The 26,919-nt window shown below is 53.2% G+C and carries 26 protein-coding genes and 2 pseudogenes; 20 read left to right on the top strand and 8 right to left on the bottom strand.

The window, feature by feature from the left end:
- Window positions 1-11 precede the first annotated feature (11 nt).
- The 6 genes from NOS26_RS00460 (at window position 12) to NOS26_RS00435 (ending at window position 5,826) form a co-directional block, all read left to right on the top strand.
- Window positions 12-1,199: a PLP-dependent aminotransferase family protein gene (locus NOS26_RS00460; protein ID WP_074787217.1), complete on the top strand. Its 1,188-nt coding sequence runs from the start codon at window positions 12-14 to the stop codon at window positions 1,197-1,199.
- A 91-nt stretch (window positions 1,200-1,290) separates the two neighbouring features.
- The gene (gene recQ / locus NOS26_RS00455; RefSeq protein WP_255917110.1) at window positions 1,291-3,111 is read left to right on the top strand and encodes a DNA helicase RecQ; all 1,821 of its coding nucleotides are present in this window, start codon (window positions 1,291-1,293) and stop codon (window positions 3,109-3,111) included.
- Between the two features lie 16 nt (window positions 3,112-3,127).
- A complete protein-coding gene (locus tag NOS26_RS00450; protein ID WP_074787221.1) occupies window positions 3,128-3,919 on the top strand; it encodes a thymidylate synthase in 792 nt (263 codons plus the stop codon).
- A complete protein-coding gene (locus NOS26_RS00445; protein ID WP_036204773.1) occupies window positions 3,919-4,416 on the top strand; it encodes a dihydrofolate reductase in 498 nt (165 codons plus the stop codon). Before NOS26_RS00450 ends, NOS26_RS00445 begins: the two co-directional genes overlap by 1 nt.
- Window positions 4,417-4,492: 76 nt before the next feature.
- On the top strand, window positions 4,493-4,690 hold the full coding sequence (locus NOS26_RS00440) for a cold shock domain-containing protein (RefSeq protein WP_014016364.1): 198 nt from the start codon (window positions 4,493-4,495) through the stop codon (window positions 4,688-4,690).
- 194 nt (window positions 4,691-4,884) lie between these two features.
- Window positions 4,885-5,826, top strand: coding sequence for an ornithine carbamoyltransferase (locus NOS26_RS00435; protein ID WP_014016365.1), 942 nt, complete (start codon window positions 4,885-4,887; stop codon window positions 5,824-5,826).
- Between the two features lie 90 nt (window positions 5,827-5,916).
- On the opposite strand, the gene NOS26_RS00430 is transcribed toward NOS26_RS00435, so the two are convergent.
- Window positions 5,917-6,852, bottom strand: a complete 936-nt coding sequence (locus NOS26_RS00430) for an AEC family transporter (RefSeq protein WP_074787223.1) — start codon at window positions 6,850-6,852, stop codon at window positions 5,917-5,919.
- A gap of 109 nt (window positions 6,853-6,961) precedes the next feature.
- On the opposite strand from NOS26_RS00430, the gene NOS26_RS00425 reads away from it, so the two are divergent.
- Window positions 6,962-7,897, top strand: coding sequence for a LysR family transcriptional regulator (locus NOS26_RS00425; RefSeq protein WP_014016367.1), 936 nt, complete (start codon window positions 6,962-6,964; stop codon window positions 7,895-7,897).
- On the opposite strand, the gene NOS26_RS00420 is transcribed toward NOS26_RS00425, so the two are convergent.
- The gene (locus tag NOS26_RS00420) at window positions 7,787-8,653 is read right to left on the bottom strand and encodes a DMT family transporter (RefSeq protein ID WP_014016368.1); all 867 of its coding nucleotides are present in this window, start codon (window positions 8,651-8,653) and stop codon (window positions 7,787-7,789) included. The genes NOS26_RS00425 and NOS26_RS00420 overlap by 111 nt on opposite strands.
- Before the next feature lie 278 nt (window positions 8,654-8,931).
- Here NOS26_RS00420 and NOS26_RS00415 point away from each other — a divergent pair, with 278 nt between their 5' ends.
- The 3 genes from NOS26_RS00415 to NOS26_RS00405 are packed head-to-tail and all read left to right on the top strand — an operon-like array spanning window position 8,932 to window position 11,228.
- Window positions 8,932-9,609 (top strand): CpXC domain-containing protein, encoded by a 678-nt coding sequence (locus tag NOS26_RS00415; RefSeq protein ID WP_022496949.1) that lies wholly within the window; start codon window positions 8,932-8,934, stop codon window positions 9,607-9,609.
- 13 nt (window positions 9,610-9,622) lie between these two features.
- Window positions 9,623-10,024 carry a CGGC domain-containing protein gene (locus tag NOS26_RS00410; protein ID WP_027894833.1) on the top strand — a complete coding sequence of 134 codons (402 nt, stop codon included), beginning with the start codon at window positions 9,623-9,625 and terminating at the stop codon, window positions 10,022-10,024.
- Window positions 10,014-11,228, top strand: coding sequence for a tetratricopeptide repeat protein (locus tag NOS26_RS00405; protein WP_095340482.1), 1,215 nt, complete (start codon window positions 10,014-10,016; stop codon window positions 11,226-11,228). The genes NOS26_RS00410 and NOS26_RS00405 overlap by 11 nt, the downstream gene beginning before the upstream one ends.
- Here NOS26_RS00405 and NOS26_RS00400 read toward each other — a convergent pair.
- The 4 genes from NOS26_RS00400 to cbiM form a co-directional block, all read right to left on the bottom strand.
- Entirely contained in the window at window positions 11,216-11,398 is a 183-nt protein-coding gene (locus NOS26_RS00400; RefSeq protein WP_014016372.1) for a hypothetical protein, read from the bottom strand. The two genes, NOS26_RS00405 and NOS26_RS00400, sit on opposite strands and share 13 nt — an antisense overlap.
- A gap of 251 nt (window positions 11,399-11,649) precedes the next feature.
- Entirely contained in the window at window positions 11,650-12,300 is a 651-nt protein-coding gene (locus NOS26_RS00395) for an energy-coupling factor ABC transporter ATP-binding protein (protein WP_014016373.1), read from the bottom strand.
- Entirely contained in the window at window positions 12,297-13,106 is an 810-nt protein-coding gene (locus NOS26_RS00390; protein ID WP_255917099.1) for an energy-coupling factor transporter transmembrane protein EcfT, read from the bottom strand. The genes NOS26_RS00395 and NOS26_RS00390 overlap by 4 nt, the downstream gene beginning before the upstream one ends.
- 12 nt (window positions 13,107-13,118) lie before the next feature.
- A complete protein-coding gene (cbiM, locus tag NOS26_RS00385; RefSeq protein WP_072982924.1) occupies window positions 13,119-14,123 on the bottom strand; it encodes a cobalt transporter CbiM in 1,005 nt (334 codons plus the stop codon).
- A 185-nt stretch (window positions 14,124-14,308) separates the two neighbouring features.
- Between cbiM and NOS26_RS00380 the strand changes: the two genes are divergently transcribed.
- The 8 genes and pseudogenes from NOS26_RS00380 to tnpB all read left to right on the top strand — a co-directional run bounded on the left by NOS26_RS00380 (window position 14,309) and on the right by tnpB (window position 23,011).
- Window positions 14,309-15,025 (top strand): epoxyqueuosine reductase QueH, encoded by a 717-nt coding sequence (locus tag NOS26_RS00380; RefSeq protein WP_014016376.1) that lies wholly within the window; start codon window positions 14,309-14,311, stop codon window positions 15,023-15,025.
- A gap of 436 nt (window positions 15,026-15,461) precedes the next feature.
- Complete coding sequence (locus NOS26_RS00375) at window positions 15,462-17,888, top strand: ESPR-type extended signal peptide-containing protein (protein WP_255917098.1); 2,427 nt, start codon at window positions 15,462-15,464, stop codon at window positions 17,886-17,888.
- Window positions 17,836-18,060 (top strand): annotated as a pseudogene (locus NOS26_RS11655) (hypothetical protein); the annotation flags it as partial. The gene NOS26_RS00375 and the pseudogene NOS26_RS11655, both read left to right, overlap by 53 nt.
- 252 nt (window positions 18,061-18,312) lie before the next feature.
- A complete protein-coding gene (locus tag NOS26_RS00370) occupies window positions 18,313-19,839 on the top strand; it encodes a YadA C-terminal domain-containing protein (RefSeq protein WP_255917097.1) in 1,527 nt (508 codons plus the stop codon).
- A gap of 9 nt (window positions 19,840-19,848) precedes the next feature.
- A complete protein-coding gene (locus NOS26_RS00365; RefSeq protein ID WP_014016379.1) occupies window positions 19,849-20,028 on the top strand; it encodes a type II toxin-antitoxin system RelB/DinJ family antitoxin in 180 nt (59 codons plus the stop codon).
- A 486-nt stretch (window positions 20,029-20,514) separates the two neighbouring features.
- Window positions 20,515-21,498: a hypothetical protein gene (locus tag NOS26_RS00360; protein ID WP_014016380.1), complete on the top strand. Its 984-nt coding sequence runs from the start codon at window positions 20,515-20,517 to the stop codon at window positions 21,496-21,498.
- 127 nt (window positions 21,499-21,625) lie between these two features.
- Window positions 21,626-21,893, top strand: a pseudogene (locus tag NOS26_RS00355) (transposase).
- Window positions 21,890-23,011: an IS200/IS605 family element RNA-guided endonuclease TnpB gene (gene tnpB / locus NOS26_RS00350; RefSeq protein ID WP_255411320.1), complete on the top strand. Its 1,122-nt coding sequence runs from the start codon at window positions 21,890-21,892 to the stop codon at window positions 23,009-23,011. Before NOS26_RS00355 ends, tnpB begins: the two are co-directional and overlap by 4 nt.
- A 289-nt stretch (window positions 23,012-23,300) precedes the next feature.
- Here the strand turns inward: tnpB and NOS26_RS00345 are convergent, their stop codons facing one another.
- A complete protein-coding gene (locus NOS26_RS00345) occupies window positions 23,301-24,671 on the bottom strand; it encodes an amino acid permease (protein WP_255917096.1) in 1,371 nt (456 codons plus the stop codon).
- Window positions 24,672-25,026: 355 nt separating this feature from the next.
- On the opposite strand from NOS26_RS00345, the gene NOS26_RS00340 reads away from it, so the two are divergent.
- Both NOS26_RS00340 and NOS26_RS00335 read left to right on the top strand, forming a co-directional pair.
- Window positions 25,027-25,185, top strand: a complete 159-nt coding sequence (locus NOS26_RS00340) for a hypothetical protein (protein WP_255917095.1) — start codon at window positions 25,027-25,029, stop codon at window positions 25,183-25,185.
- Window positions 25,186-25,197: 12 nt separating this feature from the next.
- The gene (locus NOS26_RS00335) at window positions 25,198-26,154 is read left to right on the top strand and encodes a D-2-hydroxyacid dehydrogenase (protein WP_255917094.1); all 957 of its coding nucleotides are present in this window, start codon (window positions 25,198-25,200) and stop codon (window positions 26,152-26,154) included.
- A 115-nt stretch (window positions 26,155-26,269) separates the two neighbouring features.
- Here NOS26_RS00335 and NOS26_RS00330 read toward each other — a convergent pair whose 3' ends face one another.
- The gene (locus NOS26_RS00330) at window positions 26,270-26,905 is read right to left on the bottom strand and encodes a YigZ family protein (protein ID WP_170101404.1); all 636 of its coding nucleotides are present in this window, start codon (window positions 26,903-26,905) and stop codon (window positions 26,270-26,272) included.
- Window positions 26,906-26,919: the final 14 nt, after the last annotated feature.

The following is a 26,919-nucleotide window of genomic DNA, read 5'->3' as shown; positions in this document are numbered from 1 at the left end:
GAGTGATTGATATGCAATTTTCCGATTTAGCCATGAATTTGAAAGCTTCTGAAATCCGTGAACTCTTGAAACTGACGACCATGCCGGAAGTTATTTCCTTTGCTGGCGGCCTGCCGGCACCGGAACTCTTCCCGACGGAACAGCTGAAAAAGGTCGACGATGCCATCTTGACCAAAGATGGCCGTGCAGCCTTGCAATACGGCACGACCGAAGGCTACGATCCCTTGCGCAAGCAGATTGCAGCCCGCATGAAACAGGCTTTCATGGTCGACTGCGATATCGATAACATCACCATTACGTCTGGGTCCCAGCAGGGCCTGTCCATGCTGGCCCAGATCTTCATTAACCCGGGCGACGTCGTCCTCGTCGAAAGCCCGACCTACCTCGGCGCCATCAACGCCTTCAAACTCTGCAAACCGGAATTTGTCGAAGTGCCGACGGACGAAAAGGGCGTCATCCCGGAAGAATTGGAAAAAATCCTGGCAAAATACGGCGACCGCGTCCGCATGATGTACGTCATCCCGGAATTTCAGAACCCGACAGGTATTACCTGGCCCGTCGAACGGCGCAAGGCTTTCATGGACATCGTCAACCGCTATGACTTCCCGGTCCTCGAAGATGACCCGTATGGCGAACTGCGCTATGACGGCGACAAGGTCCCGTCCCTGAAATCGATGGATACGAAAGGTAACATCATCTTCCTCGGCTCGTTCTCGAAGATTCTCATGCCGGGCCTGCGAATTGCCTGGATGGTAGCCGATCCGGTCATCATCGACAAAGTCGTCAAGCTGAAACAAGCCGTCGACCTCCAGGCTTCGTCCTTCGGCCAGCGCCAGACGTCGTACTATATCGACATGTTCGACCTCGATGAACACGTTGCTAAGATCAAGGCCCTCTACAAGAAACGCCGCGACCTCATGTGCGAATCGATGAAGCAATATTTCCCTGAAGGCATCACCTTTACATACCCTGAAGGCGGTCTGTTCACGTGGGTAACGCTGCCAGAAGGCATGGACGCCAAAGAGCTCATGCCGAAAGTCCTGGCCAAGAACGTTGCCTACGTGCCAGGCGGGCCTTTCTACCCCCACGGCGGCCATGCCAACCACTTCCGCCTGAACTACTCCAACATGCCGGAAGACCGCATCGTCGAAGGCATCAAACGCCTGGCCGACGTCTTGAAAGAAGAATTGGCAAAATAAGGTAAAGATGATATGATATAAAGGAGCTGTCGCTTACGACAGCTCCTTTTTGAGCATTAAGTTTGCTTTCGTAAATGGGTTGATGATTTTGATGGAACTTGAATCTCTTTTAAAACAATATTTTGGCTATACGTCGTTCCGGCCGGGCCAGCACGAGGTCATCCAGACCCTCCTCGACGGCAGGGACTGCCTGGCCATCATGCCGACCGGGGCCGGGAAGTCGATCTGCTTCCAGCTGCCGGCCTTGATGATGCCCGGCGTGACCCTGGTCATTTCGCCGCTCATTTCCCTCATGAAGGACCAGGTCGACAGCCTGGTCAACCAGGAGATACCGGCGACGTATATCAACAGCCAGTGTACTTTTGAAGAAGCCAAGGCCCGTTTTGCCGCCATCCGCGCCGGCCGGGTCAAGCTCGTCTATATTTCACCGGAACGTCTGGAGAATGAATTTTTTACGTCGTTCATGCAGAGCCTGCCCATTTCCATGTTCATCATTGATGAAGCCCACTGCGTATCCCAGTGGGGCCATGATTTCCGGCCCAGCTACTGCGCCATCAAGGACTGGATAGCTGCCCTGCCCAGACGGCCTGTCGTCGGGGCCTTCACGGCGACGGCGACGGAAAAGGTCAAAGAGGACATGATGACCCTCCTGGGCCTGGAAAAGGAACGCATCTTCATCGGCGGCTTCGACCGACCGAACCTGTATTTCCGCGTCGTCCGGACGAACCGAAAGCTCGACTTTGCCCTGGCCTACGTCCAGCAGCATCAAGAAGACAGCGGCATCATCTATGCGGCGACGCGCAAGGAAGTGGACCGCGTCTATGAAGAACTGACGCGGCGGGGCATCCGGGCCGGCTGCTACCATGCCGGCCTGAGCGACGACGTGCGCCGGACCATGCAGGACGCCTTCACCTACGACCGGCTCCAGGTCATCGTCGCCACCAACGCCTTCGGCATGGGCATCGACAAGAGCAACGTCCGCTACGTTATCCACTACCAGATGCCCAAGAACATCGAAAGCTATTACCAGGAAGCGGGTCGGGCCGGCCGCGACGGTGCGCCGGGAGAATGTATCCTCCTCTTCAGCCGCCAGGACATCATGATCCAGAAGTTCCTCATCGAGCAGTCCGTCCACGACCCGCAGCAGCAGGCCGTCGAATTTCGCCTGCTCAACGCCATGGTCCGCTACTGCGAAGGCAATCACTGCCTGCGCCATTATATCCTGACTTATTTCGGCGAGCATCCGTCGTGGCAGCGCTGCGAGAAATGCGGCAACTGTGACCAGGAGACGGTCGAAGAAGACATGACCGAACAGGTCCGCAGCATCTGCCTCTGCGTTGACGAATTGAAGGGCCGCTTCGGCATGACCATGGTCTGTGACATCCTCAAGGGCAGCCAGAACGCCAAGGTCCGCCGTTATGGCTTCGAGAACAACTCGGCCTTCGGCATGCTCGGCGACTTCACGCTGTCCGAAGTCCGCGACATGGTCCGCCAGTGCATCGACGACGGCTATCTCGACCAGTCCGATGGCAAATACCCCGTCGTCTCCCTGACGGCGGACGGGCGGCAGGCCCTCAGCGGCAGCCGGCGCATTGTCCAGCAGAAAGTCGTCGCCGCCGATCCCGTGCCGGAACTGCCCAAGCGCCAGCAGAAGCGCCGCGCCGGGGCCATCGACGAAGACGCCTTGCGGCCCCTTTTCGATACGCTGCGGGCGGTCCGCCTGGAACTGGCCAAGGACGAACACATCCCGCCGTTCGTCATCTTTTCCGATGCGACTTTATGGGACATGGCCGCCCTCAAGCCGGACAGCCTGGACGCCATGAGCCAGATCAAGGGCGTAGGCAGCTTCAAACTCCACAAATATGGACGCCAGTTCGTCGGCGCCATCCAGTCTTACATAGATAACCATTGATTTTGAGGTGACATACATGAGTATTGCCGATACACAGTATCTGAATATCGTCGAAAATATCCTCGACCACGGCTATTTCGACAACAACCGCACGGGCGTGCGGACGTATAAACTGCCCCACCAGATCATGCAGTTCGATCTGGAACAGGAATTTCCCATCTTGACGACGAAGTTCGTCGCCTTCAAGACGGCCGTCAAGGAAATCCTCTGGATCTGGCAGCTCCAGAGCAACGACGTGCGGGAACTGCAGAAGATGAACTGCCACGTCTGGGACGAATGGATGCGGCCCGACGGCACCATTGGCAAGGCCTATGGCTATCAGATCCGCAAGTATAAACAGGTCGACAAGCTCCTGGATATGCTGAAGACGGATCCCCAGAACCGGCGCATGATCGTTTCCCTGTGGAACATCGAAGACCTGCCGGACATGGCCCTCCAGCCCTGCGCCTACCAGACCTTGTGGGACGTCACCGACGGACGCCTGAACTGCATGCTCATCCAGCGCAGCGGCGACATGGGCCTGGGCGTGCCCTTCAACATGACCCAGTACGCCGTCCTCATCCATCTCATCGCCCAGTCCGTCGGCCTGCGTCCGGGCCTGTTCACGCATGTCATCAACAACGCCCACGTCTATGAGAACCACGTCCAGGCCATGAAGACCCAGCTGGCCCGCCGCGATCAGGCTTTCCCGGCGCCGAAACTGGTCCTCAATCCCGATGTCCATGATTTCTATGATTTCACCATCGACGACATCGTCCTCGATAACTACCAGCACCTGGGAAAACTGCCCATGGAGGTGGCCGTCTGATGCTCCATCTCATTGCAGCCGTCGACAAGCGCGGCGGGATCGGTAAGGATAACGACCTCTTGTGCCATATTTCGGCCGACTTAAAACGTTTTAAATCTCTCACTATGGGGCATACGATGATCATGGGACGCAAGACCTTTGAAAGCCTGCCCGGCGTCCTTCCCGGCCGGCCGCACTGGGTCCTGACCCATCAAAAAGATTATGACGCCCGCCATGAAGCGGTCACTGTCTTCCATAGCGTCGAAGCCCTGCAGCAGGCCATGAACGATGGGGAAGACTACTTCGTCATCGGCGGCGCTGCCATGTACCGGGAATTTCTGCCCCTGGCGGACAGCCTCTACCTGACGGAAATCGACGAAGCCTTCGACGGCGCCGACACCTTTTTCCCGGACTGGGATAGAAGCGCCTGGACGGAACAAACGCGGGAATTGCACCGTGCCGATGGACAGTGTCCCCATACTTTTTCTTTCGTCCACTATGTCCGCCGTTTCGATTGACATTGTCAATCCGTTATGTTACACTAACGGAAGAGCTACAAGATAGCTGGAATTGTTTTTTTAGGAGGATTTTGTTATGCACGGTAAAGTAAAATGGTTTAGCGCAGAAAAAGGTTATGGCTTCATCGAAAGAGAAGATGGCGGCGACGTTTTCGTTCACTTCTCCGCTATCCAGGAAGATGGCTTCAAATCCTTGACCGAAGGTCAGGAAGTTGAATTCGACATCGTTGAAGGTGCGCGCGGACCGCAGGCAGCTAACGTAGTTAAATGCTAATCGGAAAGTAAAATAGACCTTTTAAGGGGCTCACGGGACGGCTTTGGCCAGCCTGTGCGGCCCTTTTTTTTGCCCTCTATAACTGTATAAAAACACGAAAAAGTTTGCATAAATACTTGCAATATTCATGCGGCTGTGCTATGATATATCCATCGAACAAGTTCTGGTCTTAACTTATTGGAGGATGGATATACATGAAACATGCAAATAGCTTCGTAGATTATACAACAGATGAATTGAAAGGCATTTTATTACTGGCCGAAAAGATCAAACAGCATCCGGATGACTACAGCCATATCCTGGACGGCAAGAAATTGTATACGCTCTTTGAAAAGACGTCGAACCGGACGTACCTGTCCTTTTCCATCGGCATGGAGGAATTAGGCGGCAAAGCCTATAATCAGCTGTGGAAGGATAGCAATTTCACCATCGGCGACCTCATGAGCGAAGTCAAATACGTCTGCCGCAACGTCGACTGCATCATGGGCCGGTTCAAGAAAGCCGAAACGACGGAAGGCTTCATGAAGAACGCCACCGTCCCGGTCATCAACGGCTGCGACAATACGTTCCACCCGACGCAGGCCCTGGCCGACATGCTGACGCTGTACGAAAAGACGGGCCATTTCGAAGCCAAGGTCCTCTACATCGGGGCCAAGAACAATACGTATAACTCGCTCAGCGAAATCGTCACCAAGATGGGCGGCATGATGTACGGCCTGACGCCGTTCAGCCAGGTCACCAATGTACCGGCCGACTTCTACGACAAACTGACGGCGACGGGTCATTATAAGGAATTGCCGACGGATATCTCCAAAGAAGAGCTGAAGAAAGTCGTCGCCGATGTGGACTGCGTCTATACCGACACCTGGGTCGACATGGAATTTTTCACCAACCCGGACTATGCCGAAAAGAAGAACCAGATCATCAACATGATGATGCCCTATCAGATTGACGCTGCCCTCATGGAAGGCACGGATACCATGGTCTTCCACGATATGCCAATCCATCCGGGCTATGAAATCACGCAGGACGTCATGGAAAAACACTTGGAAACCATCCTCGACGAAGCCGAAAACAGACGGCACGCCGAAAAAGGATTGTTAGTCTACCTCATTACAGGGAAATTGGATTGGTAGTGGCTCTCATGCGGGCCGCCCTTTGGGACGGCCCCTACGAATAAAGGATTACAAAAAAAGGGATTGTCGCATGTGCGGCAATCTCTTTTTTCATCCCAATCCCAGGCAGACCAGGGGGATGGTGATGATGGAGCAGAGTGTCGTGACCAGGAGCATGCCGGCGGCGTAATTGCTGTCTGAGTGCTGGTTCTGGGCCAGCATGACGATGACGGCCATACTGGGCAGGGCCGGCAGGATACTCATGGTGAGGGTTATGTCATGAGGGACCTGCAGGAATCGGCAGATTTCATAGAAGACGAGCGGGAAGAGGCACATCTTGACGGCGACGGCGCCATAGATTTCTTTCTTTCGGATGTACTGGGGGATGTCGATGTAGCAGAACAGGCCGCCCAGGTAAATCAGGGCCATGGGGGGTGTCAGGAGTCCGGCTTTGGTCAGGGCCGCATTGATGGGTTCCGGCAGGTGGAGTCCGATGAAGAGGCCCAGGATGGACAGGATGATGGCGATTGTCGCCGGATTGATCATCTTCATTAGGCGGCTGGTGACGGACATGGTATTTTCCCGGTCCACCGGCGCCGTCAGATTGACACCCAGCGTCCACAGCAGGAGCTGGTCGATGACCGTGAACAAGGCGATGTAGAGCATACCCTGTTCCGGGAAGAGGGCTGCAATGATGGGAATACCCATGAAGCCGATGTTGCCGAACATGGAGCAGGCCCGGTAGACGTGATTTTCATTGCCTTTCAAGCCGAAGAGGCGTGCCAAAAAGCGGCAGAGCAGGTATAATAGGAAGTACATCAACAGGGAAATGGCCAGGATCGGCAGGGCGCTGATGAACTGTTGACGCGTCGCCCCGTTGAGGGTATTGGTGAACAAGAGCAGGGGCATGGAGACCTTGGTGATGAATTGCGAGAACACGCCAAGGGAACGGCTGTCCAGGACGTGCATACGCACGGCAACCATGCCGATGAGGAGATAGATGACGAAACCGATGATTTGCGATAAGACAATGGAAAAATAGCTCATTAGCCGGACTCCTTTCTAAAACGCCCTTATTTTATCATGCTTGTCAGGGTCTGACTAATGAAACCTTTGGCCATTGCCATGAAAAAAAGTGATGGATAGGAGCGATATCATGGACCTTGCGAAGATACAATACTTCCTGGAAGCGGCACGGCTGAACAATTTCACCGAAGCCGCCCGGAAGTGCCACATCGCCCAGACGACGATGACGAAATATATTTCCCAGCTGGAAAAAGAACTGGGCTGCCGTCTCTTTTGCCGGGAACACCGTGGCGTCTCGCTGACGGCAGAAGGGCGGCGCTTCTATGAAGGCATGAAAAAAATCTGTCAGGAATACCAGGACCTGCGCGGCTCGCTGCGGCTGAAACAGCGGAAGGGCCTCTACCTGGGCATTGCCATGCAGGAATACATCGAAGCCCGGTGGCTGCGCCGCTTTGAAGAAGATTTTCCCGAATGTAAGATGTATTTCAGTTTCCATGACATAGAGGCCTTGGGAGAAAGCCTGGGGAACGGGGCCCTGGATGGCTTCCTCTTTTCCGATGCCCAGGCCATGGATCTGCCTTTTACATGCCAGCGCCTTTTCGCCATCCGCCAGTCCTTCATCTGCTCCCAGGCTTTGCTGGACCAGTATCGGACGGTGGGGGCAGTCATCGCCCATCTGCCCTTCCTGACCAAGTCCAACAGCCAGGACTATGTCGTCAAGATGCGCCGGACGTGCGGTCAGGTCTTCGGCCAGCCCTTTGAGGAATCCCGCCTGTGCTATAGTTTGTCCGAACAGTTCCTGCTGCTCAGCCTGTCCCAGGGCTTTGCCATCCTGCCCATGCCCGAAGGCGATGTCTATCCCGGCCTGAGCGTCATCTCCTTGGACGATGACTTTACCGAATATGCCGTCCTGGCTTATCGGCCGGACAGCATGACCGAAGAATTGCAGAAGTTTTTATCCCTTTTTTCCGGGATGCCAGAGTTCGCTGAGAGCGACGCCACCGAGGATGCAGGCCGCTCCCAGCCATTGCAGGGACGTCAGGTTTTCCCTGAGGATGAGGGCTGACAGGGCCAGGGCCGTGAAGGGTTCCAGATAGCCGCAGATGGAGACGCTCTGGGCCGACAGGCGCTGGACGCCGGAGAAATAGAGGTAGTAGCCGAGGCCCGTGTTGACGACGCCCAGGCAGATCATGCAGGCGATGTGGCTCATATTCAGGCTGACCGGTGCCGACGGCATGGACAGGGTGACGGCCGAGACGACGACGGCTGCGACCAGGAGCTGGCACGCCGGGGACAAGATGCCGCCGATGCCGCTGACTTTTTTCATGGCGATGATGAGCAGGGCGAAGCAAAGGGCGCTCAGGAAACCGCAGACCAGGCCCCACGACAGGCCGTGAGCCTGGACGTCGGCGCCGTTGATACAGACGATGCCGATGGTGACGATGACCATGGCACTTACCTTGGGGACCGTGAAGGGTTCATGGAAGACGAAGTACGACAGGATCATGATCAGGATGGGACCGCAGTAGCACATGAGGGTGGCCAGGCTGACGCCAATCTGCTGATACGCTTCATAGAGGAAGAGCCAGTTCCCGGCCAGGAAGAGGCCCGACAGGACCAGCCAGCCCAGGGAGGCCCGGGTCACGTGGCGCAGGCTACCCCATTCATGGCGGGCCGTCGCCAGGAGAAGCAGGAATAACCCGCCCAGGACCGTACGGGTCAGGACGATTTCGTAACTCGACAGGGGAAGTTGGCTGGCAATGATGCCGTTCGTGCCGAAAATGACAGCAGCCAGGATGAATTTGATGTACGCGTTTTTCATGAGCATCCCTCCTTTGAATCGATGATTCTAATATATCATATTTGTAGAGAGATGTCAGCCGACAAGGGGCTGTTGCATGAAGGCTTCTGCCATGGTTGGGGAAACCTCTCAGTCAGCTGCGCTGACAGCTCTCCTATCAGGAGAGCCTTTGCGAGCCACGAGCCACTAGCCACTAGCCACGAGCCACTAGCCACTAGCCACGAGCCACTAGCCACGAACCACGAACCACGAGCCACGAAATCTATGGTATAATAGGAAAAAACGAAAGGGGCACTGCCATGAGTATGCATCATGAAGTAGGCATTACCTGTCCGAAATGCCAGAAGGCCGGTATCTTTACCGTATGGGACAGTATCAATACGAAATTGGATCCGGATATGAAGGACCGCGTCAAGTCGCAGGAGGCTTTCTGCTATCACTGCCCGCACTGCGGGACGGACGTCCACGTCGATTACGGCTTTTTATATCACGACATGGACCACCATTTCATGGTCTTCTACGCGCCGACCGACAAGGACCAGGAAAACGCCGACCGCGATATGGCCGACGGCCAGGCCCAGTTCAAGGCCATGGTGGACACGGCGGGGTATGTCATGCGCCTGGTTCGGACGAAAGCCGATTTGCTGGAAAAAATCGCCATCTTTGAAGCCGGCCTCGACGACCGCCTGATGGAACTGACCAAGGCAGCGGCCCTGGCCCAGGTCGGGGAAAAGGAAAAGGACTTCACCGTCACGGAAAGCCATTTCGTCACGGCTAAAGACGGGTCCCTGCGCCTGTCCCTGGTCGATGAAAAAAGCGGCCAGCAGGCCTATGTGGACTTTAATAATGGCCTGGCCCAGCTCTACGGTCAGTTCCAGCAGCACTTTGCCGACGACCTGCCGGCAGAAGACGCCGTCCTGGCCCGCATCGACGCGGACTGGACGCAGCGGTTCTTGAATAAATACTTATATAATTAAAGGAGGGACCTTTATGTCGAAACTCGTCGTCGTCATCCAGTGCGACATCGTCACCAAGCGCTGCAGCGGCTATGCCTGCATGAATACCTTTGTCAACCGAAAGGACACCTTTGCCGATTATCCGCCGGATACGCGCTTCCTCATGATGACCTGCGGCGGCTGTTGCGGAGCCGGGCTGTCGGCCAAGCTGGAGAACCTGGCCAAGAAGTTGAAGAAATACGGCGATGCCAAGGAAAATGTGACCATCCATTTTGCGTCGTGCATCGTGTCCGACAGCTACCATCGGCCGCCGTGTCCCTTCCGCAACTATATGGCCCAGATCATCGAACGCAAAGGCTATCCCCTGGTTCACGGGACCTATATTTCCAGGATGACCGAAGAAAAGCGGAAGCAGGGGACGTACCATGCCTTATAAGAAGGGAAAAGGCCTCGTTGCGGCCGCCCTGGTGGCCAGCCTCTGCCTGCTGCCGGGCCTCGTGCCGGCTCCGGTCCGGGCCGCCGGAGAGGCCCTGCGCGCCGATACCCAGGCCCTGAAGCAGGCAGACTGGCAGCTGGCCCGGCCCTATGGCCGGCCCATGCTCGACGTCGCCCAAGGGGCCGATACTATCCTGGGACCGGCAACGATACCGGCCCGCCAGATGGTCCATTTCATCCGTCAGCGCAATCCTCACCCCAAACTGAACGCGCCCCTGGAAGACGTCGTCCAGGCCTATTATGACGAAGCCGGCCGCGAAGGCATCCGGCCCGACGTGGCCCTTTGCCAGGCCCTGAAGGAAACGGGCTACTTTGCCTATGGCGGCGACGTATCGCCGGACCAGAACAATTTCTGCGGCCTCGGCGCGACGGGGAACCGGGTGGCCGGCGCCCGCTTCGCTACGCCCCAGCTCGGCGTTCGGGCCCATATCCAGCACCTCCTGGCCTATGCCAGTACGGAGCGGCCTAAGACGGCCATCGTCGATCCCCGCTACGAACTCTTGGCTGAAAAGCATCCCGAACTCTACGGTAAGGTCGATTCCTGGACGGGCCTCAACGGCCGCTGGGCCGTGCCGGGCAAGCATTATGGCCAGGAAATCCTCTGGATGTGGACCGAAGCCCAGACACCGGACGGAACCCACGATAACCTGGTCACGGGTTTCCAGAAGGTCTTCGCCCATCCCGACGACGCCCAGGCCTATCTCTATCGGGGCATCCTTTTCTTCGACCGCCACGATTACTGGCTGGCCGAACGGGACTTCCGCCGTGCCCTGGCCTTGGACAAGACGTCGCCTGCTGCCTGGTATGACCTGGCTTTGACGCAACAAAAAAGAGGGGAGCTCGAAGCTTCCCTCGCCAGTTACGACCAGGCCGTCGCCTGCCGTCCCGAATATTTGCAGGCCTGGTATAACCGCGGCCTCGTGGCCATGGAATTGAAGCAGGACGATAAGGCCCGGCAGTCCTTCCAGGAAATCCTGCGCTTTTCGCCCCAGTCGGCGGATGCGGCCAATGCCATGGCCGTCCTCTACCTCCGTAAGGGGAACGCAGACAAAGCCGGATCCTGGCTGGAACGGGCCGGCCAGATCAACTCCGCCAATCCCCGCATCCAGGCCAATCGTCAGCAGTTCCAGACCTATCTGCGATAGCTGTATTTGAATTTCATCAACTTATCCATCAAGTATTCCAAGTGACTTTTTTCCGTCTTCATCGGTCCATCGGTCGTCTGTACCAGGTGGGCCGTTTCTTTTTTCTGATTAAATTCCACTTCATAGCCATGGGTCACCATCAGGGCTTGTTCCAGTCCGTAGATTAACATAAGCACTGCCCCCTTTTTTGAGTCTGAAAACAACAAAAGATGCAACGGCGAAATAAGTGCTGCGTTGCATCTTCTGTCTTGCTGTTCTGTTTGTACTTATATTATATAATTTTATAAACTAAAAATCAATAAAATATTTTGAATAATTGTTAAAAATCTTAAATAATGCGTAACACAGGCTCTCCTAATAGGAGAGCTGTCAGCGCAGCTGACTGAGAGGTTGCATTTGAACGCGAACTGCGGGACGCCTTTTAGGCGTCCCCTACAATTATTTCCTTATCCACAAGGGAGGCCAGGCGGTCGGCGTGGTGTGTGGCGATGATGAGGGTCTTGCCGGCCGCTTTCAGGCTGGGCAGGAAGTCTGAAAGCCAAGCCAGGCCGTCGGCGTCGAGGTAGCTTTCCGGTTCGTCCATGGTCCAGACCTGGGGGTTCATGGTCAGGATGGAGGCGATGGCCGTCCGTTTCTTTTCGCCGCCGGACAGGGTGTAAGGCGGGCGGGAGGCCAGCCGGGTCAGGCCCAGCAGTTCCAGGGCATCGTCGACGCGCTGGTGGATTTCTTCAGGCTTCAATCCCATCTGGACCGGGCCGAAGGCCAGTTCCTCGCGGACGCTGCTGCAGAAGAGCTGGGAATCGGGATTCTGCCAGACGTAGCCCAGGCGCTGGTGGAACCATTTGGAATAGGCGTGGTCCCGCATCTTGCCGGCCGTGATGACCGTGCCGTCAAAGGTATACGTCCCCTGCTGGGGGAAAATCAGGCCGTTCAGCAGGCGCAGGAGCGTCGATTTCCCCGAGCCGTTGGGACCGCTGAGGAGGACGGCCTGGCCCGGTTCGATGGTTTCCGTGAGATGAGAGAGGATGGGCCTGTCGTCATAGGCGAAACAGACGTCGTCGAGTTGTATCATGAGAGGACTCCTTCCAGGCGGATGAAGAGATAGACATAGGCCAGCAGGGCCAGGACGAGCAGCCCCGTGGCGGGAGAGAAACGGCGCTTCCGGCCGTCCTCATAGGGCCGGTAATCGCCAGTGAAGCAGCGGCAGCACATGGCTTCGTACAGGTCCTGGGACAGGCGCTGGGACCTTTGCAGCAAAATGCCGGAAACGCCGCTCATGGCGGACTTCTTGTCGGGATTGTGACCGACAGAGCGCAGCTTGAGGGCCGTCAGCAGGTCGGACGCTTCCTGGCCTAAGATGGCGATGTAGCGCAGCGTCGTGTCGAGGATGAAGATGACCAGCGACGGGACGCGGAACGTCCGCAGGGCGCCGGTCAGTTCATGCCAGGCCAGGTTTTCCTGCAGGAGCATCAGGGCCGTCACGGTGAGGAAAGTCTTGCAGGGCAGGAGAAAGGCGTAGCGGCCATTGCCCAGGAAAAAAGACGGGGCGACGAGGACGGCACAGAACAGGGACGCTGCCAGGGCGGCGCCGAGGGCCCGGCGCAGGGGCCGTCCCGGTTGGAAGCAGAGGAGGACCAGTTCGCCGGCCAGGACGGCCCAGAGGAAGGCCGTCGTCCGGGCCATGACGATGAGGGCGATGAGGACCAGGGCAGCCAATAAGGCCGGTGCCGCGCCGATGGGCCGGACCGGCCGCAGTCCCTGGCCGCGCAGGGCCGTCAGGATAGAGACGATCTTGAGCAGGGAGCGGGAAATGAAATAATCCCGGTCGCTGCCGGGATTATATATTTCTTCGCGGACTGCCCATTCAGGAAGCTTCATGGACAAGCCCCCTTAATGCTGAGCCGGCGTATCGAAAGTCGGCCGGGACGGCAGGAGGGACGCGATGATCTTAAAGATGATGATGAGCAAGGCCGTGCCGACGATGGCCGAAATGATGTAGCCGGCGGCGTCGGGCAGGCCGGCAATGGCGTAGTCCGGCATGAGGACATCGAAGGAAAAGCCGTTTTCCATGCCTGCCGGCGTATACCCCAGGGCGGAACCGAAGAAGTCCGTGTCTGCCAGTTCTTCCACATCCCATTCACCCCAGGCCGTACCGGCAGCCAGTAAGCCGAGGGGCGTGGCGACGATGAGGGCGGCCAGGAGACCGAAGAGGGACTTATTGGACGAAGCCGGGGCGGCCAGCTGGAACAGGTCCGGCGACGTCTTGCGAAGATAAGCCAGGACGCCCGTCGTGAAGACGACTTCTGCCAGGCCGAACAAGGTGAGGTGGCCGATCATCATGGCCGGAAGGGAAATCCACAGGGGATACGGGCAGTACAGGGCCTGACCGGCAGCATCGGTGAACAGCAGGGGCTGGATGCCAAATTCCACGGCGGCACAGAAGGCAGCTGCGTTGATTCCTGCGTAAGCGCCGATGCCGGCGGCGACCGTATCCGACGAGATGACCTTCTTCAGGCCGTGATAGATGAAATATCCCGTAAAGGGCAGGACGAAAGCCATGTTGAAGCAGTTGGCGCCGAAAGCCAGGATGCCGCCGTCACCGAAGAACAGGGCCTGGATGAGCAGAGCCACGCTGACGGCCAGACAGGCCGCGTACGGCCCGAAGAGGATGGCAATGAGCGTACCGCCGACGGCATGTCCCGTCGTACCGCCGGGCAGGGGGATATTGAACATCATGGCCAGGAAGGAAAAGGCCGCAGCAATGCCGAGGAGGGGCAGCTTTTCACGGGGCACCGTTTCCTTGACCTTGCGGATGGACAGCAGCCAGATAGGGACCATGACGGCGCCGAGGACACCGCACGTCGAAGGGCTCAGGTAATTTTCAGGTATATGCATAATGAAACCTCTTTTCCTTAGAAATTTAACTATATTACTATTTTACTAAAAAAGCCCGGCCAATATAAGCCCATGGGGGGGATAAAAAATAGGCCTTTACCTGACGCTCTGGCAGATACTCGATGGCGCTATCCATGCTATGGTATAATATAAAATAAATCTATATTAGAAAGAGAGTATAAACGATGATTGATTTTCATGAAATTCTGGACCGCATGAATCAAAACCAGCGGATCAACTTCGATAAAGTATTCCAGCGCATGGCCCGCCGTTGGCAGCAGGAAGGCGTCAAGCCGCGGGTCCTGCTCCATTCCTGCTGCGGCCCGTGCAGTACGGCCGTCCTGGATAGGTTGACCGGCGTGGCTGATGTGACGGTCTACTATTTCAACCCCAATATCCATCCGGAAGCCGAATACCGGCGGCGGGAACTCGTCCAGAAACAGTTTATCGAAGCCTATAACAAAGAGACTGGCCACGACGTCCATTTCCTGGCCGCGCCCTATGAACCGGAGACGTACTTTGAAGCCGTCAAGGGCCTGGAAGACGAACCGGAAGGCGGCGCCCGCTGCCGCGTCTGCTTCGTCCAGCGCATGAAGGCGACAGCTGAAAAGATGCAGGAACTGGGCTATGACTATTTCACGACGACCCTGACCGTCAGCCCCCATAAGAACTCGCAGGTCATCAACGAAGTCGGCCGGGATATCGAAGACCAGTACGGCTACGCCTACTTGCCGACGGACTTCAAGAAAAACAACGGCTTCCTCACATCGACGAAAATGACCGAAGCCTACCACCTCTACCGCCAGCCCTACTGCGGCTGCATCTTCGGGGCCCGCGACCAGGGCCTGGACCTGGAAAAAATCCGCCAAGATGCGGAAGCCTTTCTGGAAGACAATAAGTAGGGGACCGCAGTTCGCAGGCCGCAAAAAAACACGGCCCACGGCCTTGTGCGTAGTATGCGTAGGGGCTCGCACGTGGCGAGCCCGCTGTGAGATTCGACCACAGTCCATCCGAGTATAATGGCAGGCTTTTACGAGCCACGAGCCACGGCTTTTCCTCGGACTCAGATGCGGCGTTCCGCCACGACAGACTTATCAAAAAAAATCACAGAAAAATTTTCTTTATTTTGTATATATAATTGAAAATAATTGTATTAAAAATATATTAAAAAAGTTAATATAAAGTGCAGGACGACGACTTGGCAATGACTTAAAAACGGCTATATACAGCTTTATTTTGCGGCTTTATATGCTATAATGAAATAACAGTTTTATTACAGATATGCACTTCATCAATCATATAAAGTGCATATAATAACGAAAAAAGGAGATGCTTTTTATGAATCGAACGTATAAGGTCATTTGGAGTAAAGCCAGACATTGCTATGTCGTCGTATCGGAATTAACGAAAAGCCAACACAAATCGTCCAGTAAGAGCGAGCTTATAAGTACAAATGTACATCAGAAGAGGTATTTTGGTAAGGCGGCCGGAGCTGCCATCGTCGCCGGACTGCTGACTTTCGGTGGAGTGGCTTATTCGCCGGTATTGGCTGCGGATAATACGGCAGGAAGTGGTGATGGCGTTGCTATTGGGACAAACAGCAACGCACCTAAAAAAGAAAATGTAGCCATTGGCAAAGGGGCGACTATCAAATATTCAAATGGCGAAAGCAAGTCAACTGGTGATGTAGCAGTCGGTAGCGGCGCTGTCATTGACAACTATGCCAGTCAGGGCGGCAGCATTGCCATTGGGAATAATGTGTCCATTGAGAATATGGCCGGACAACAGGAAAAAGCGTTTGGTTTTGGACAGACTACATATACTCCTAAATATGATCCCGACTATTGGTGGGGATTGGTTCCTGTGGCACAAATTCCCGATGACCCAACCAGAGTTCCTGGATCAATCGCTATTGGTCAGAACTCATATGCCCGCACAGGTGGTTTAACCATTGGCATTCATAATTATCAAGGTAAGTTAGGCGATGTAACGATTAATACATCTAACGAAAAGGATGTAAATGTAAAGTCAAAAAATGTTTTTGAAACGACTCTGGGAACTAACAGTTTTAATGCAGGTGCATTTTCCACAGTTATGGGGGCATATTCCATTGCTTCGGGAAATTATGAAGGCGGTAATGATACATCTGCTGCAACCAAGAACTTTGGTGCTACCATTACCGGATCTCTGAACAGTATTGAATCGGCTACTTTTTCCAGTCCATATTCTGGAATTGCTAACAGTATCGTAGGCACCGCCAACAGAGCTTCTAACTCCAATGGTTCTCTGATTTTTGGGGCGGGTAATGAAATTCAAAATTCTATCACTGATATTTCTTCTGCGCCTTCAAGTGGGGGAGACTCAGCACAGGCTTTGCAGAATAATTTGATGAAGGCAGTGCAGGACAGCGAAAGCGGTGGAGCTACGCTTGCCATTGGTGGTGGAAATAAAGCGAATTATACCCAAAAAACATCTATTATTGGTGTGAATAATACAGTAGTAGGAGAAAAGAGCAGTATTAGCTCCTATAATTCTATTAATGGTTTTAAAAATACGGTAACAAATGCCAGCCATGTAAAGGTGCTGGGACAGGGTGTCACGATCAATAAGGGGGCTGATTCCAATACGGTCATCGGCGATTATCGCGCCGTAGCAGAAGACCAGACCCATAACGTGATTATCGGCAATGCCGACGAAACGGCGCCCATCACAACAGAGAAAAAAGACACAGTCATCCTCGGTCATAATGCTAATGCCACTATCGATGGCGGTGTAGCCATCGGTGCCGGTTCCGTAGCTGTTATCGATAAGGGTGCAGATGGTTATGACCCGGCAAATGGTGACCATCAGACTGATACCACTGGCACCTGGAAATCAAAGGCGGCTGCTGTTTCCGTCGGTGATGCTTCTAAGAACCTTACTCGTCAGATTACTAACGTCGCAGCCGGTAAGGAAGATACCGATGCGGTTAACGTAGCTCAGCTGAAAAGTGCCCAGATTCATTATTATAGTATGAATCCAAAAAGTGGTGCTGTTACAGGTACTGATAGTAATTATAACAATAATGGAGCTACAGGGGATGATGCTATTGCTATCGGACCCTTTGCTTCAGCCCGGGGAACTCATTCATTAGCGTTAGGATATAGTGCTAAAACAACCCATTCCGATGTTTTAGATGAAAATCATAAAATGGATGATAACACGGCGGTTGGTTATAATAGCCAGTCTGGTTATCGTTCGACCGCCCTGGGCTATAATAGCAAGGCAACAGGGCGGTATGCTGTTGCACTAGGTACCGATGCCCTGGCCAATCAAGATAACAGTACGGCTATTGGCATGAATGCACAGGCTGAAGGAACGCAGGCAACCGCACTGGGTTCGCTCGCCAGGGCTAGTGGGGAATCGGCTACTGCCGTAGGTGAAGGTGCAGAAGCTTTGGCCAATTACTCGTCAGCTGTTGGATTAGGAGCTATCGTAGACACAGGTGCGTCTAAGGGAACGGCATTGGGATATCAGGCAAAGGTTTTGGCCGGTGCAGAAAATAGTATGGCCTTAGGTGCAAGCAGTCAGGTAAGTGGAGCAAACAGTATGGCTATAGGTATGAATGCACAGGTTTCCGGTGCAAAATCTGTTGCCATTGGGAAAGATGCAAAGGTTTCAGTAGAAAATTCCGTTGCCCTGGGCCAAGGTTCGGAAGCTTCGGGAAACTTGAATGATTACAATGTCATGTCTCTTACGATTCCGAATCTTAACAGCAACTTATAGTGTAAGCGGCGGGTGGCCAAGCGGAATCGTTAGTGTAGGTAATGATAAAGTGGTACGGACTATTACGAACGTAGCCGCCGGACGTGTTACGCCTACGAGTACGGATGCCGTCAATGGGAGCGAACTTTATGCCGTAGCTATAGAGGCTGCCAAGCATGCGACTGTCAAAGCGGCTGCAAACAGTCGTATTACAGTAGATAACACAGGCGTTAACAAAGGAAAGGGTATCGAATATACGATTGGCTTAAATACGGACGGATTGGCTAAAAGTACGGATGGTTTAACATTTGCTGGTGATGACGGAAAGTCAGATAATAGCAAAGTCATATCGAGAAAGTTGAATGAGCAACTTAATATTGTCGGAGGAGCGACCGAAACTGTTGACGCTGCTAACATTGGTGTTGTAAGAAAAGATGATGATACCTTGAATATTCGTCTTGCAAAAGACATTACAGGTCTCAACAGTCTGCAAGCCACAACTGTTACTTCTGGTAATGTGACTGTAGACGGTCAGCATAATGTGATTACAGGTTTGTCTAATACGACCTGGGATAAAACGAAAGATTATTCTCAGTCTACAAAGGCTGCTACGGAAGCTCAGCTCCACGAAGCGATGACACAGGCCACAGCCGATGCCAATGATACACATATCACGGCTGGAGATTATGCCGTTGGTACTATTACAGACAAGGATGGCCAGTCAGTGCAGGGCGTATCGATAGACGTTGTAGATAAGACGGGAAAAGTTGGTACCGTCCGGATTACGGATGTAGCCAAAGCCAGTGATGTAGGCAATGTAACGGATTTGAATGCAGATATTAAAAATGCTGAAGGTAAAACGACCGTAGTAGATGCTGTCAATCATGTAGATAACAAAGTGGGGAATCTTGACTACAGCAGCACGAAGTACGTTAAAAAAGGTGAAGACGTCACGACTTCCATTGGAAAACTTGACGAAGCCATTAAATATGCGTCAGAAGCTGCAGGCAAGCATACTATTGTATCAACGGAAGATGCTAATCTTTCTGTTGAAAATATTGCCAAAGAGGGAGAAGCAGCGAATTATCAGATTTCCCTGAATAAAGATCTGAATGTCGATTCAGTTACAGCAGCTAATAAGATTACAACAAAAGACCTCGAAGTGACAGGTTCCGCTGCCATTGGCAAGGTCACCATCAACAAGGATGACAAAGGCACGATTGGTGGATTGACTAACAAGACCTGGGACGCCAAGAACATTACGTCCGGTCAGGCTGCTACGGAAGACCAGTTGCAAGCTGCGACCAAGAACGCCGTCAACTATGACGGTGACGACAGCAAGACCGTTACGCTGCGGGAAGACACGACCATCCAGAATGTAGCCAACACCACGATTGAGGAAGGCTCTAAGAACGCCGTCAATGCCGGGACCGTCTACAAGGAAACGAGAGTCGAAAAGGACGGAATCTTCATCAGACAGGCTAACACAGCTGGCCAAAACATAACGGCTTTGGATCATCAGGTCGCTGCCAACACGGAATCCATTTACCACATCAACAACCGCGTTTCTGACCTCGATAACCGCGTCAACAAGGTCGGTGCTGGTGCGGCTGCTTTGGCAGCGCTTCATCCATTGGACTTCGACCCTAATGATAAGTGGGATTTCGCCGTTGGTTACGGCAATTACCGCAATGCCAACAGTGTCGCTTTGGGTGCCTTCTATCGTCCCAATGAAGATACCATGTTCAGTCTGGGTACGAATTTCGGCAACGGGGAAAATATGTTTAACGCCGGCTTGAGCTTCAAGATTGGTCAAGGTGGCAGCGGCATCACGACGTCGAAGACGGCCATGGCTAAGAAGATTGAAAGCCTGGAAAATACGGTGGATCAGCAGGATAAGAAGATTGCCGAACTGGAAGCTCTGGTCAAGGAACAGGGAGAAATGATCCGTCAGTACGTCGGCAAGAAATAGAGGGGTATCATGGCACAGACAACGATTTGTATTCGCGTCGACGCGGATCTGAAAAAAGACTTTGAGAAATTTTGTGACTCCATCGGCATGAGCATGTCGACGGCAATCAACATTTTCATCAAGAAATCCGTCGGGGAACAACGGATCCCCTTCGAGATTACGGCTAGAAGCAATATAAAGAAAGCGTAAAGTAAAAACGGCGCTGTCGCTTAAAGCCATCCGCCAACAACTAACTGCTAGCCACTAACAACTTTAACGGGCTTGTCGTCGTGCGACAAGCCCGTTTTTTATTTTTGTATTACGACCGTGTACCACTCGTCATAAATTCCGGCTATGCCCAGGATTCACGCGGCCTTTTTGGCCCGTCAGGTGCCGAACAGCGGGAGGTGCAGGACGGCTGCCAAAACGGACAGCCGTGGCTGGACGCCCTTTGGCCGTCCCCTACGAATGCGGCCTGCGGGGCCCTCAACTCTAAAATTCGATGAACGACTTTTCGCCCGGCCGATAGGCACTAATCTACATTAACGGTTCCTTAAATATTCGGGAATTCGATTAAAGGACGATTAGAATTTCTGGCGGGCCCTGTTTGGTAGTGTATGATAGAATCAGAAGCCGTTCTATTGCGGAGCGGAAATGATTATTATACAATAAAAGTGAATCTGGAGGTGTGACATCATGTCCGATTCGGCACAACAGGCCAAAGCGCAAAAGAAAGCGTATGACGAGGCGTGCAAGCGGGTCCTTTCGGAACGGGAAATCATGGCCCATATCCTCAAGTCCTGCACGGAAGAATTTAAGGATTGTAGTTTGCTGGATATTGCGTGGCGCTATATCCAGGGCGAACCGAGTATCAGCCGCATTGCCGTGGAACCGGAAACCATTTCACCACGCATCGAAAGTGAGCAGACGGAAGACAAATCTGGAGCGGAAGGAACGGTGTATTACGACATCCGGTTCCATGCCGTAGCTCCCGTGGATGGGAAAATGATTCAACTCATCATTAATCTGGAAGCGCAGAACGATTTTAACCCGGGCTATCCGCTGCTAAAGCGGGCCGTCTACTATTGCGGTCGCATGATTTCCAGTCAGTATGGCACGGTTTTCGTAAAATCCCATTATGAAAAAATTCAGAAGGTCTATTCCATCTGGATCTGCACGATGCCAACGAAAAAATGGGAGTACCATATTTCACGTTACCAACTGACTGAGAAACATCTAATCGGGCATACCCAGGCCGAGCGGAGTCATTACGATTTGATCAGTATCGTCTTGGTCTGTCTGGGAAGCAAAAGCCATAGGCAGTTAAAAGGTATTTTGCGGTTGCTAAACATGCTGCTCTTGGATAACATCAGTCCTCAAGAAAAGCAGAAAGTATTGGCGAAAGAATTTAACGTAACAATGACACCGCACTTAGAGAAAGGAGTGGCGACAATGTGTAACTTGAGCGAAGGTATTGAACGGCGCGGGGAACGGCGAGGAGAAAAACGCGGACGTAAACTGGGGGAAGAAGTAGGAGAAAAACGTGGTTGGGATTTAGGAAAACAAGACGACGTACTGGAAATGCTGAAAGATGGCGTACCTTTTGAAAAGATTGCTCAGTATACTAAGTTATCCTTAGAAGCTATTGCTGACATTGCCAAGCAAAATAAATTAACCTAATCCGCCAGAAGTCCTCCACCTCTTAGGTGGGGGATGAAGGCGGGTATGGCGAATTTACGTAAGTAATTGAGCCATACCATTGCTCTGTAGATAGTTCTGTAGTATAATCAGTCGTAGATGAGAAAGAATTGATTATACTAAGAAATTGGATAGTAATAACTATTCAGTATTCTTATTCTATTACCAGCTGGTTCTAGTGGTAAAATACCGCCGCAAAGTGTTTTCTGATCAGATGAGCCAATATGCAAAAGGTATATTTGTCCACATAGAAAAAAGATTTTCCGGAAGTCAGATGTAAGCTTTGAAAGGAAATGTTTTGGTCAAAAAGCTATTGCCTGCTGACAACAGGCGGCGCTCCCATAATACGAAAATACATAGAAAATCAAGGCAGGTGATTATAGTGAATAAGGCATACCGATACAGGCTCTATCCAACAACTGAACAAAAAATTATGTTTGCCAAGACTTTCGGCTGTGTCCGATTCATCTATAACAAGATGCTTGGAGACCGCCTTGATTACTATAAGGAAACCGGTAAGAAACTGAATAATACTCCTGCACAGTACAAGGAAGAATTCCCTTGGCTGAAAGAAGTCGACAGCCTTGCTCTTGCCAATGCACAGATGAACCTGAACAAAGCATACAATAACTTTTTTAGAAATCGAAAGCATTTTGGCAAGCCACGCTTCAAATCGAAAAAGACAGGTCATGCTTCGTATTCTACGAACAACCAACACGGTTCTGTAAGAATCGAGGGGAACAAGGTCAGGCTGCCAAAAATAGGTTTGGTGAAATTGTGCCTGCATCGTCCATTGATGGAAAACAGCACGATAAAGACTGTAACCATAAGCAAAACATCATCAGGAAAATATTACATCAGTATTTTGGTGGAGTACGAAAACCAAATACTCCCTATAATGCCGAAGAAATTTCTTGGACTTGATTTTGCCATGCACGGACTATATGTGGCTTCCGATGAAGAGGATGCGGACTATCCCCATTTCTTGAGGAAAGCCGAGAAAAGATTAGCCAAGGCACAAAGAAAACTTTCTAAGCGGCAAAACGGAAGTCATAACCGAGATAAACAAAGGTTACGGGTAGCTAAACTCCACGAAAAAATTGCCAATCAACGCCGCGATTTCCTGCACAAAAAAGCCCGCTACTTGGTAGACCACTATGATGCCATAGGTATTGAGGATATCAGCGTCAAAGCTATGGCGAAGCACAAGAAAGGTGGTAAGTTCAGTTTTGGTAAATCTGTAGCCGACAATGGCTGGAATATGTTCACAAACATGTTGGAATATAAGCTGGCTTGGCAAGGTAAACAGTTTATCAAGATAGACAAATGGTATCCTAGTAGTCAGCTATGCCATGTTTGCGGTTACCAGAACAATGAAACGAAAGATTTGTCTATACGAGAATGGGATTGCCCGAAATGTGGCAGTCATCATGACAGAGATAAGAACGCTGCTATAAATATTAGAGAGGAAGCTAGGCGCATATCCGCCGCCTAATGTAACGCATAGAGTACCGTGGGTCGCACGGAAACTTACGCCTGTGGAGAGAGTGTAAGTCGCCATAACTCTTCAGAGTCAGTGGTGCTGTTCTCGCTGAAGCAGGAAGCCCCCGCCTCTGTAGGCGAGGGTACGTTCACTTTAAGTATGTTTAGCCAATAGAGAAGGGGCTGTTGCATGAAAGCATAGGCTATCATGCACAGCCCCTTTATAGTAAAAATATTATACGGATGAAAAGGAGATTTATGGAATAAGGGCAACCATTTTCAACAGACTGGGCAGCGTTGTGCTAAGGCTTTTGCATGGTGTGTGTCATCATGGGTGCCAGGGTCAGGCGGCGCCAGCAGCACCAGAGGATAGCCAGCCAGACAGGCATGATGAGGACGGCTGTGAGCATGTCCGGCATCTGGGTCATCATGAGGACGATGAAGCACAGGAAGGCCAGGCAGAAATAGTCGGCTGCCGGATACCAGAGGGACGGGAATTTCGTCGTCTGCCCTGTTTTCCGGCAGTAGGCTTTGAATTTTAAGTGCGTCACGATGATGGTGATCCAGTTGACGATGGTCGCGCCGACCGTGAGGGACAAGAAATACATAAAGATTTTTCCCGGGAAGAAATAGGTCACGGCGACGACGAACAAGGTCAGGCCCGAGCAGAGGCAGAGCGTGTGGACCGGTACGCCCCGGGACGACAGCTTCTTGAACCATTGCGGCGCGTTGCCTTCTTCTGCCAGGCCGAAGGCGATGCGGGAATTGCCGTAAATGGCCGAGTTATAGACGGAAATGGCCGCAGCCAGGACGACGAAGTTGAGGAGATTGGCCGCTGCCGGGAAGCCGACGTTGGTGAAAATCTGGACGAAAGGACTGTTCTGGGTGCCAATCTGGTTCCACGGCCACAAAGTCATGATGACGACCATCGTGCCGATGTAAAAGACGAGGATACGCCAGATGATCTGGTTGATGGCCTTGGGCAGGGACCGTTCGGGATTTTCCGCTTCGCCTGCCGTGATGCCGATGAGTTCGACTCCGCCGAAGGAAAAGATGACCGTCACCATGGCCAGGCAGAAGCCCCAGATGCCCTTGGGCAGGATGCCGCCGTAGGCCCAGAGGTTGCTGAAATTCTGCGGGAACGGCCGGCTGTCCTGCAAGATGAGCCAGGCGCCGAGGGCAATCATGCCCAGGATAGCCGCCACCTTGATGAAGGACATCCAGAACTCCGTTTCGCCGTAGGCCCGGACATTGACCAGGTTGAGACAGGTGATGGCTATGAGGCAGACCAGGGCCGTGACCCATTGCGGCAGGTCCGGCAGCCAGTAATGGACGTAGATGCCGACGGCTGTCAATTCAGCCATGCTGATAATGACGTAAGAGAACCAGTAATTCCATCCCAGCATGAACCCCGGGAAGGGGCCCCAATATTTGTCGGCATAATAGCTGAAGGAGCCGGACACCGGCTCTTCGACGGCCATTTCCCCTAACATGCGCATGATGAGAAAAATGACGATGCCACAGATGAGATAGGCTGCGATGACCGACGGCCCGCCCAGGGAAATGGTCGACGCCGACCCGTAAAACAGCCCGGTACCAATTGCGCCGCCCAGGGCGATCATCTGGAGATGACGGTTCTTCAGGCCGCGCTGCATTTGTGATGCTTCTTTCATGAAAAAGACCTCCTGACAAAAAAGACCGCACGAAAGTTTACACCCAAGGTGGTGTACCCCTTCGTGCGGTCGTTTTGCGATTACACTCTGTCTATTAGTATAGAACAAAAACGGAACTTGTCAATCCAAGAAGATATAGCCCCCGAATATGACCGGGCTGGCACAGTTCTGTTACAGCTATCATGGGGTGCTATCTTTTTCTTTATTGAGAAGCTATAATAAAATAGAAATTGACGGCTGTTACCTAGGGCCTTCTTAGGACTGGCAGCGGTTCCTTAAGAAAGAAGGATGATTCTTGTTGCAATATATATGCAGGCCTTTTTATTGTGTTATAATGGCAGAGGAGGCGGGAAAAATGGGCACATTCGTCAATGCGGACGGAGAACCGTGCAGTGTCGATCAGATTGTCAGAGATCTCTTGAAGGAAGACGTGACGTATGAATTCATTGCGCACATTGCCCAATGCCCGTTAGAAACGGTGAAACGCATTGCCGCGAAACAAAAAAAGCAATAGGGAGTGATTCTATTGAATATTTTAGTTGTCATGGATGTCGATGCAAAACAGAAACAGTGGCTGGAAATGGCCGCTCCGGAAGCGGATTTTTGCTATTGTCCCGGTGACGGGACGCAGGCCGGAAAAGCGTTGAAAGAAGCAGATGTCATCATTGGCAATATAGCTCCTGACCTGGTGAAGAAAGCGTCGCAGCTGCAGTGGCTCCAGCTCAACAGTGCCGGTGCCAACGAATACTGCCAGCCCGGCGTCCTGCCAATGGGGGTCACCCTGACCAATGCGACCGGCGCCTATGGCCTGGCGTTGTCAGAACACATGCTGGCCCAGACACTGGCGATGATGAAAAAATTGTACCTTTATTATGATAATCAGCATCAGTCGCAATGGCGCGACGAAGGGCCCGTTACGTCCCTCTATGGCGCGACCGTCGTCGTCGTCGGATTCGGCAACATCGGCCGCAACTTCGGCCAGCGCGTCAAGGCCATGGGGGCCCACGTCATCGGCCTGCGCCGCCGTCAGGGAGCCGTACCGCCCGAAGCCGATGAAATGGGGGATATGGCCCATTTCAATGATTACCTGGCCCAGGCCGACATTGTCGCTTCGTGCCTGCCCGATACGCCGGAAACGTATCACATCTATGATGCGGCGCGCTTTGGCGCCATGAAGAAAGGGGCGTACTTCGTCAACGTCGGCCGCGGGACCAATGTCGACCAGGAGGCACTCCGCGATGCCGTCGTGGCAGGCCATCTGGCCGGCGCTGCTTTGGATGTGACCGACCCGGAACCGCTGCCGTCGTCAGATTCCTTGTGGAAGACGCCAGGCATCTACATTACGCCGCACATTTCCGGCGGCTATCACCTCCAGGCGACGCACGACTACATCGTCCGCATCGCCGCGGATAATCTCAAACGCTACCTGACCGGCGACCCCTTGGAAAACATCGTCGACCTCATGACCGGGTATAAGGCGTAGGATAAACGGGGCCTCGCATGATGGAAAAAACATCGTGCGACAGCCCCATTTGTATATCGCCAACTGTTCGCGGCGGGCCATTAGGTCGCCCATACGAAACACTAACCACGAGCCACTAACCACTAACCACCGGCTTGACGAGGGTGCCGGTTTTCTGGCAGGTGACGCGGCCGCTGGTCGTGTCGGTCAGGGCGGCGGCGAAGGGGGCGGCTTCGTCCTGGGGGACTTCCATGGTGAAGGTCACGTCAGCGGCGAACTGGCGGTCCGTGATGGTGCCGCCGTGGTCGGGGACGAAGCGTTCCATCGTGCTGACCAGGGGGTAGGCGACAGTCGCCTTGAGGATCGTGAACGGCGTATAGACGGCGATATCCGCAGCTTCCAGGCCCAGGGCGGCCGTATGGCTGTAAGCCCGGATGAGGCCGCTGGCACCGAGCTTGATGCCGCCAAAGTAACGGGTGACGACGATAGCCGTATTGGTCAGGCCCTGCTTCTTGAGGACTTCCAGGATGGGCCGTCCTGCCGTGCCGGCCGGTTCGCCGTCATCGCTGGACCGCTGGAAACGGCCGTCGGGGCCGACCTGGTAGGCCGAGCAGTTGTGGCGGGCATCCCAGTATTTCTTTTTCACTTCGTCGATGAAGGCAGATGCTTCATCTTCGGACTTCACTTCGCAGACCGTCGCGATGAAGCGGGACTTCTTGATGACATATTCAGCGTCAGCCCGGCCATAGACCGAGCGGATAAGAGATTCCATAACACATCGTCCTT

It is taken from the genome of Megasphaera sp. SC8-1 (genome assembly GCF_024436295.1).
Classification (GTDB): domain Bacteria; phylum Bacillota; class Negativicutes; order Veillonellales; family Megasphaeraceae; genus Megasphaera; species Megasphaera elsdenii.
Note: the sequence above shows the minus strand (reverse complement) of the source record. Positions and strands in the feature narration are given on the sequence as shown.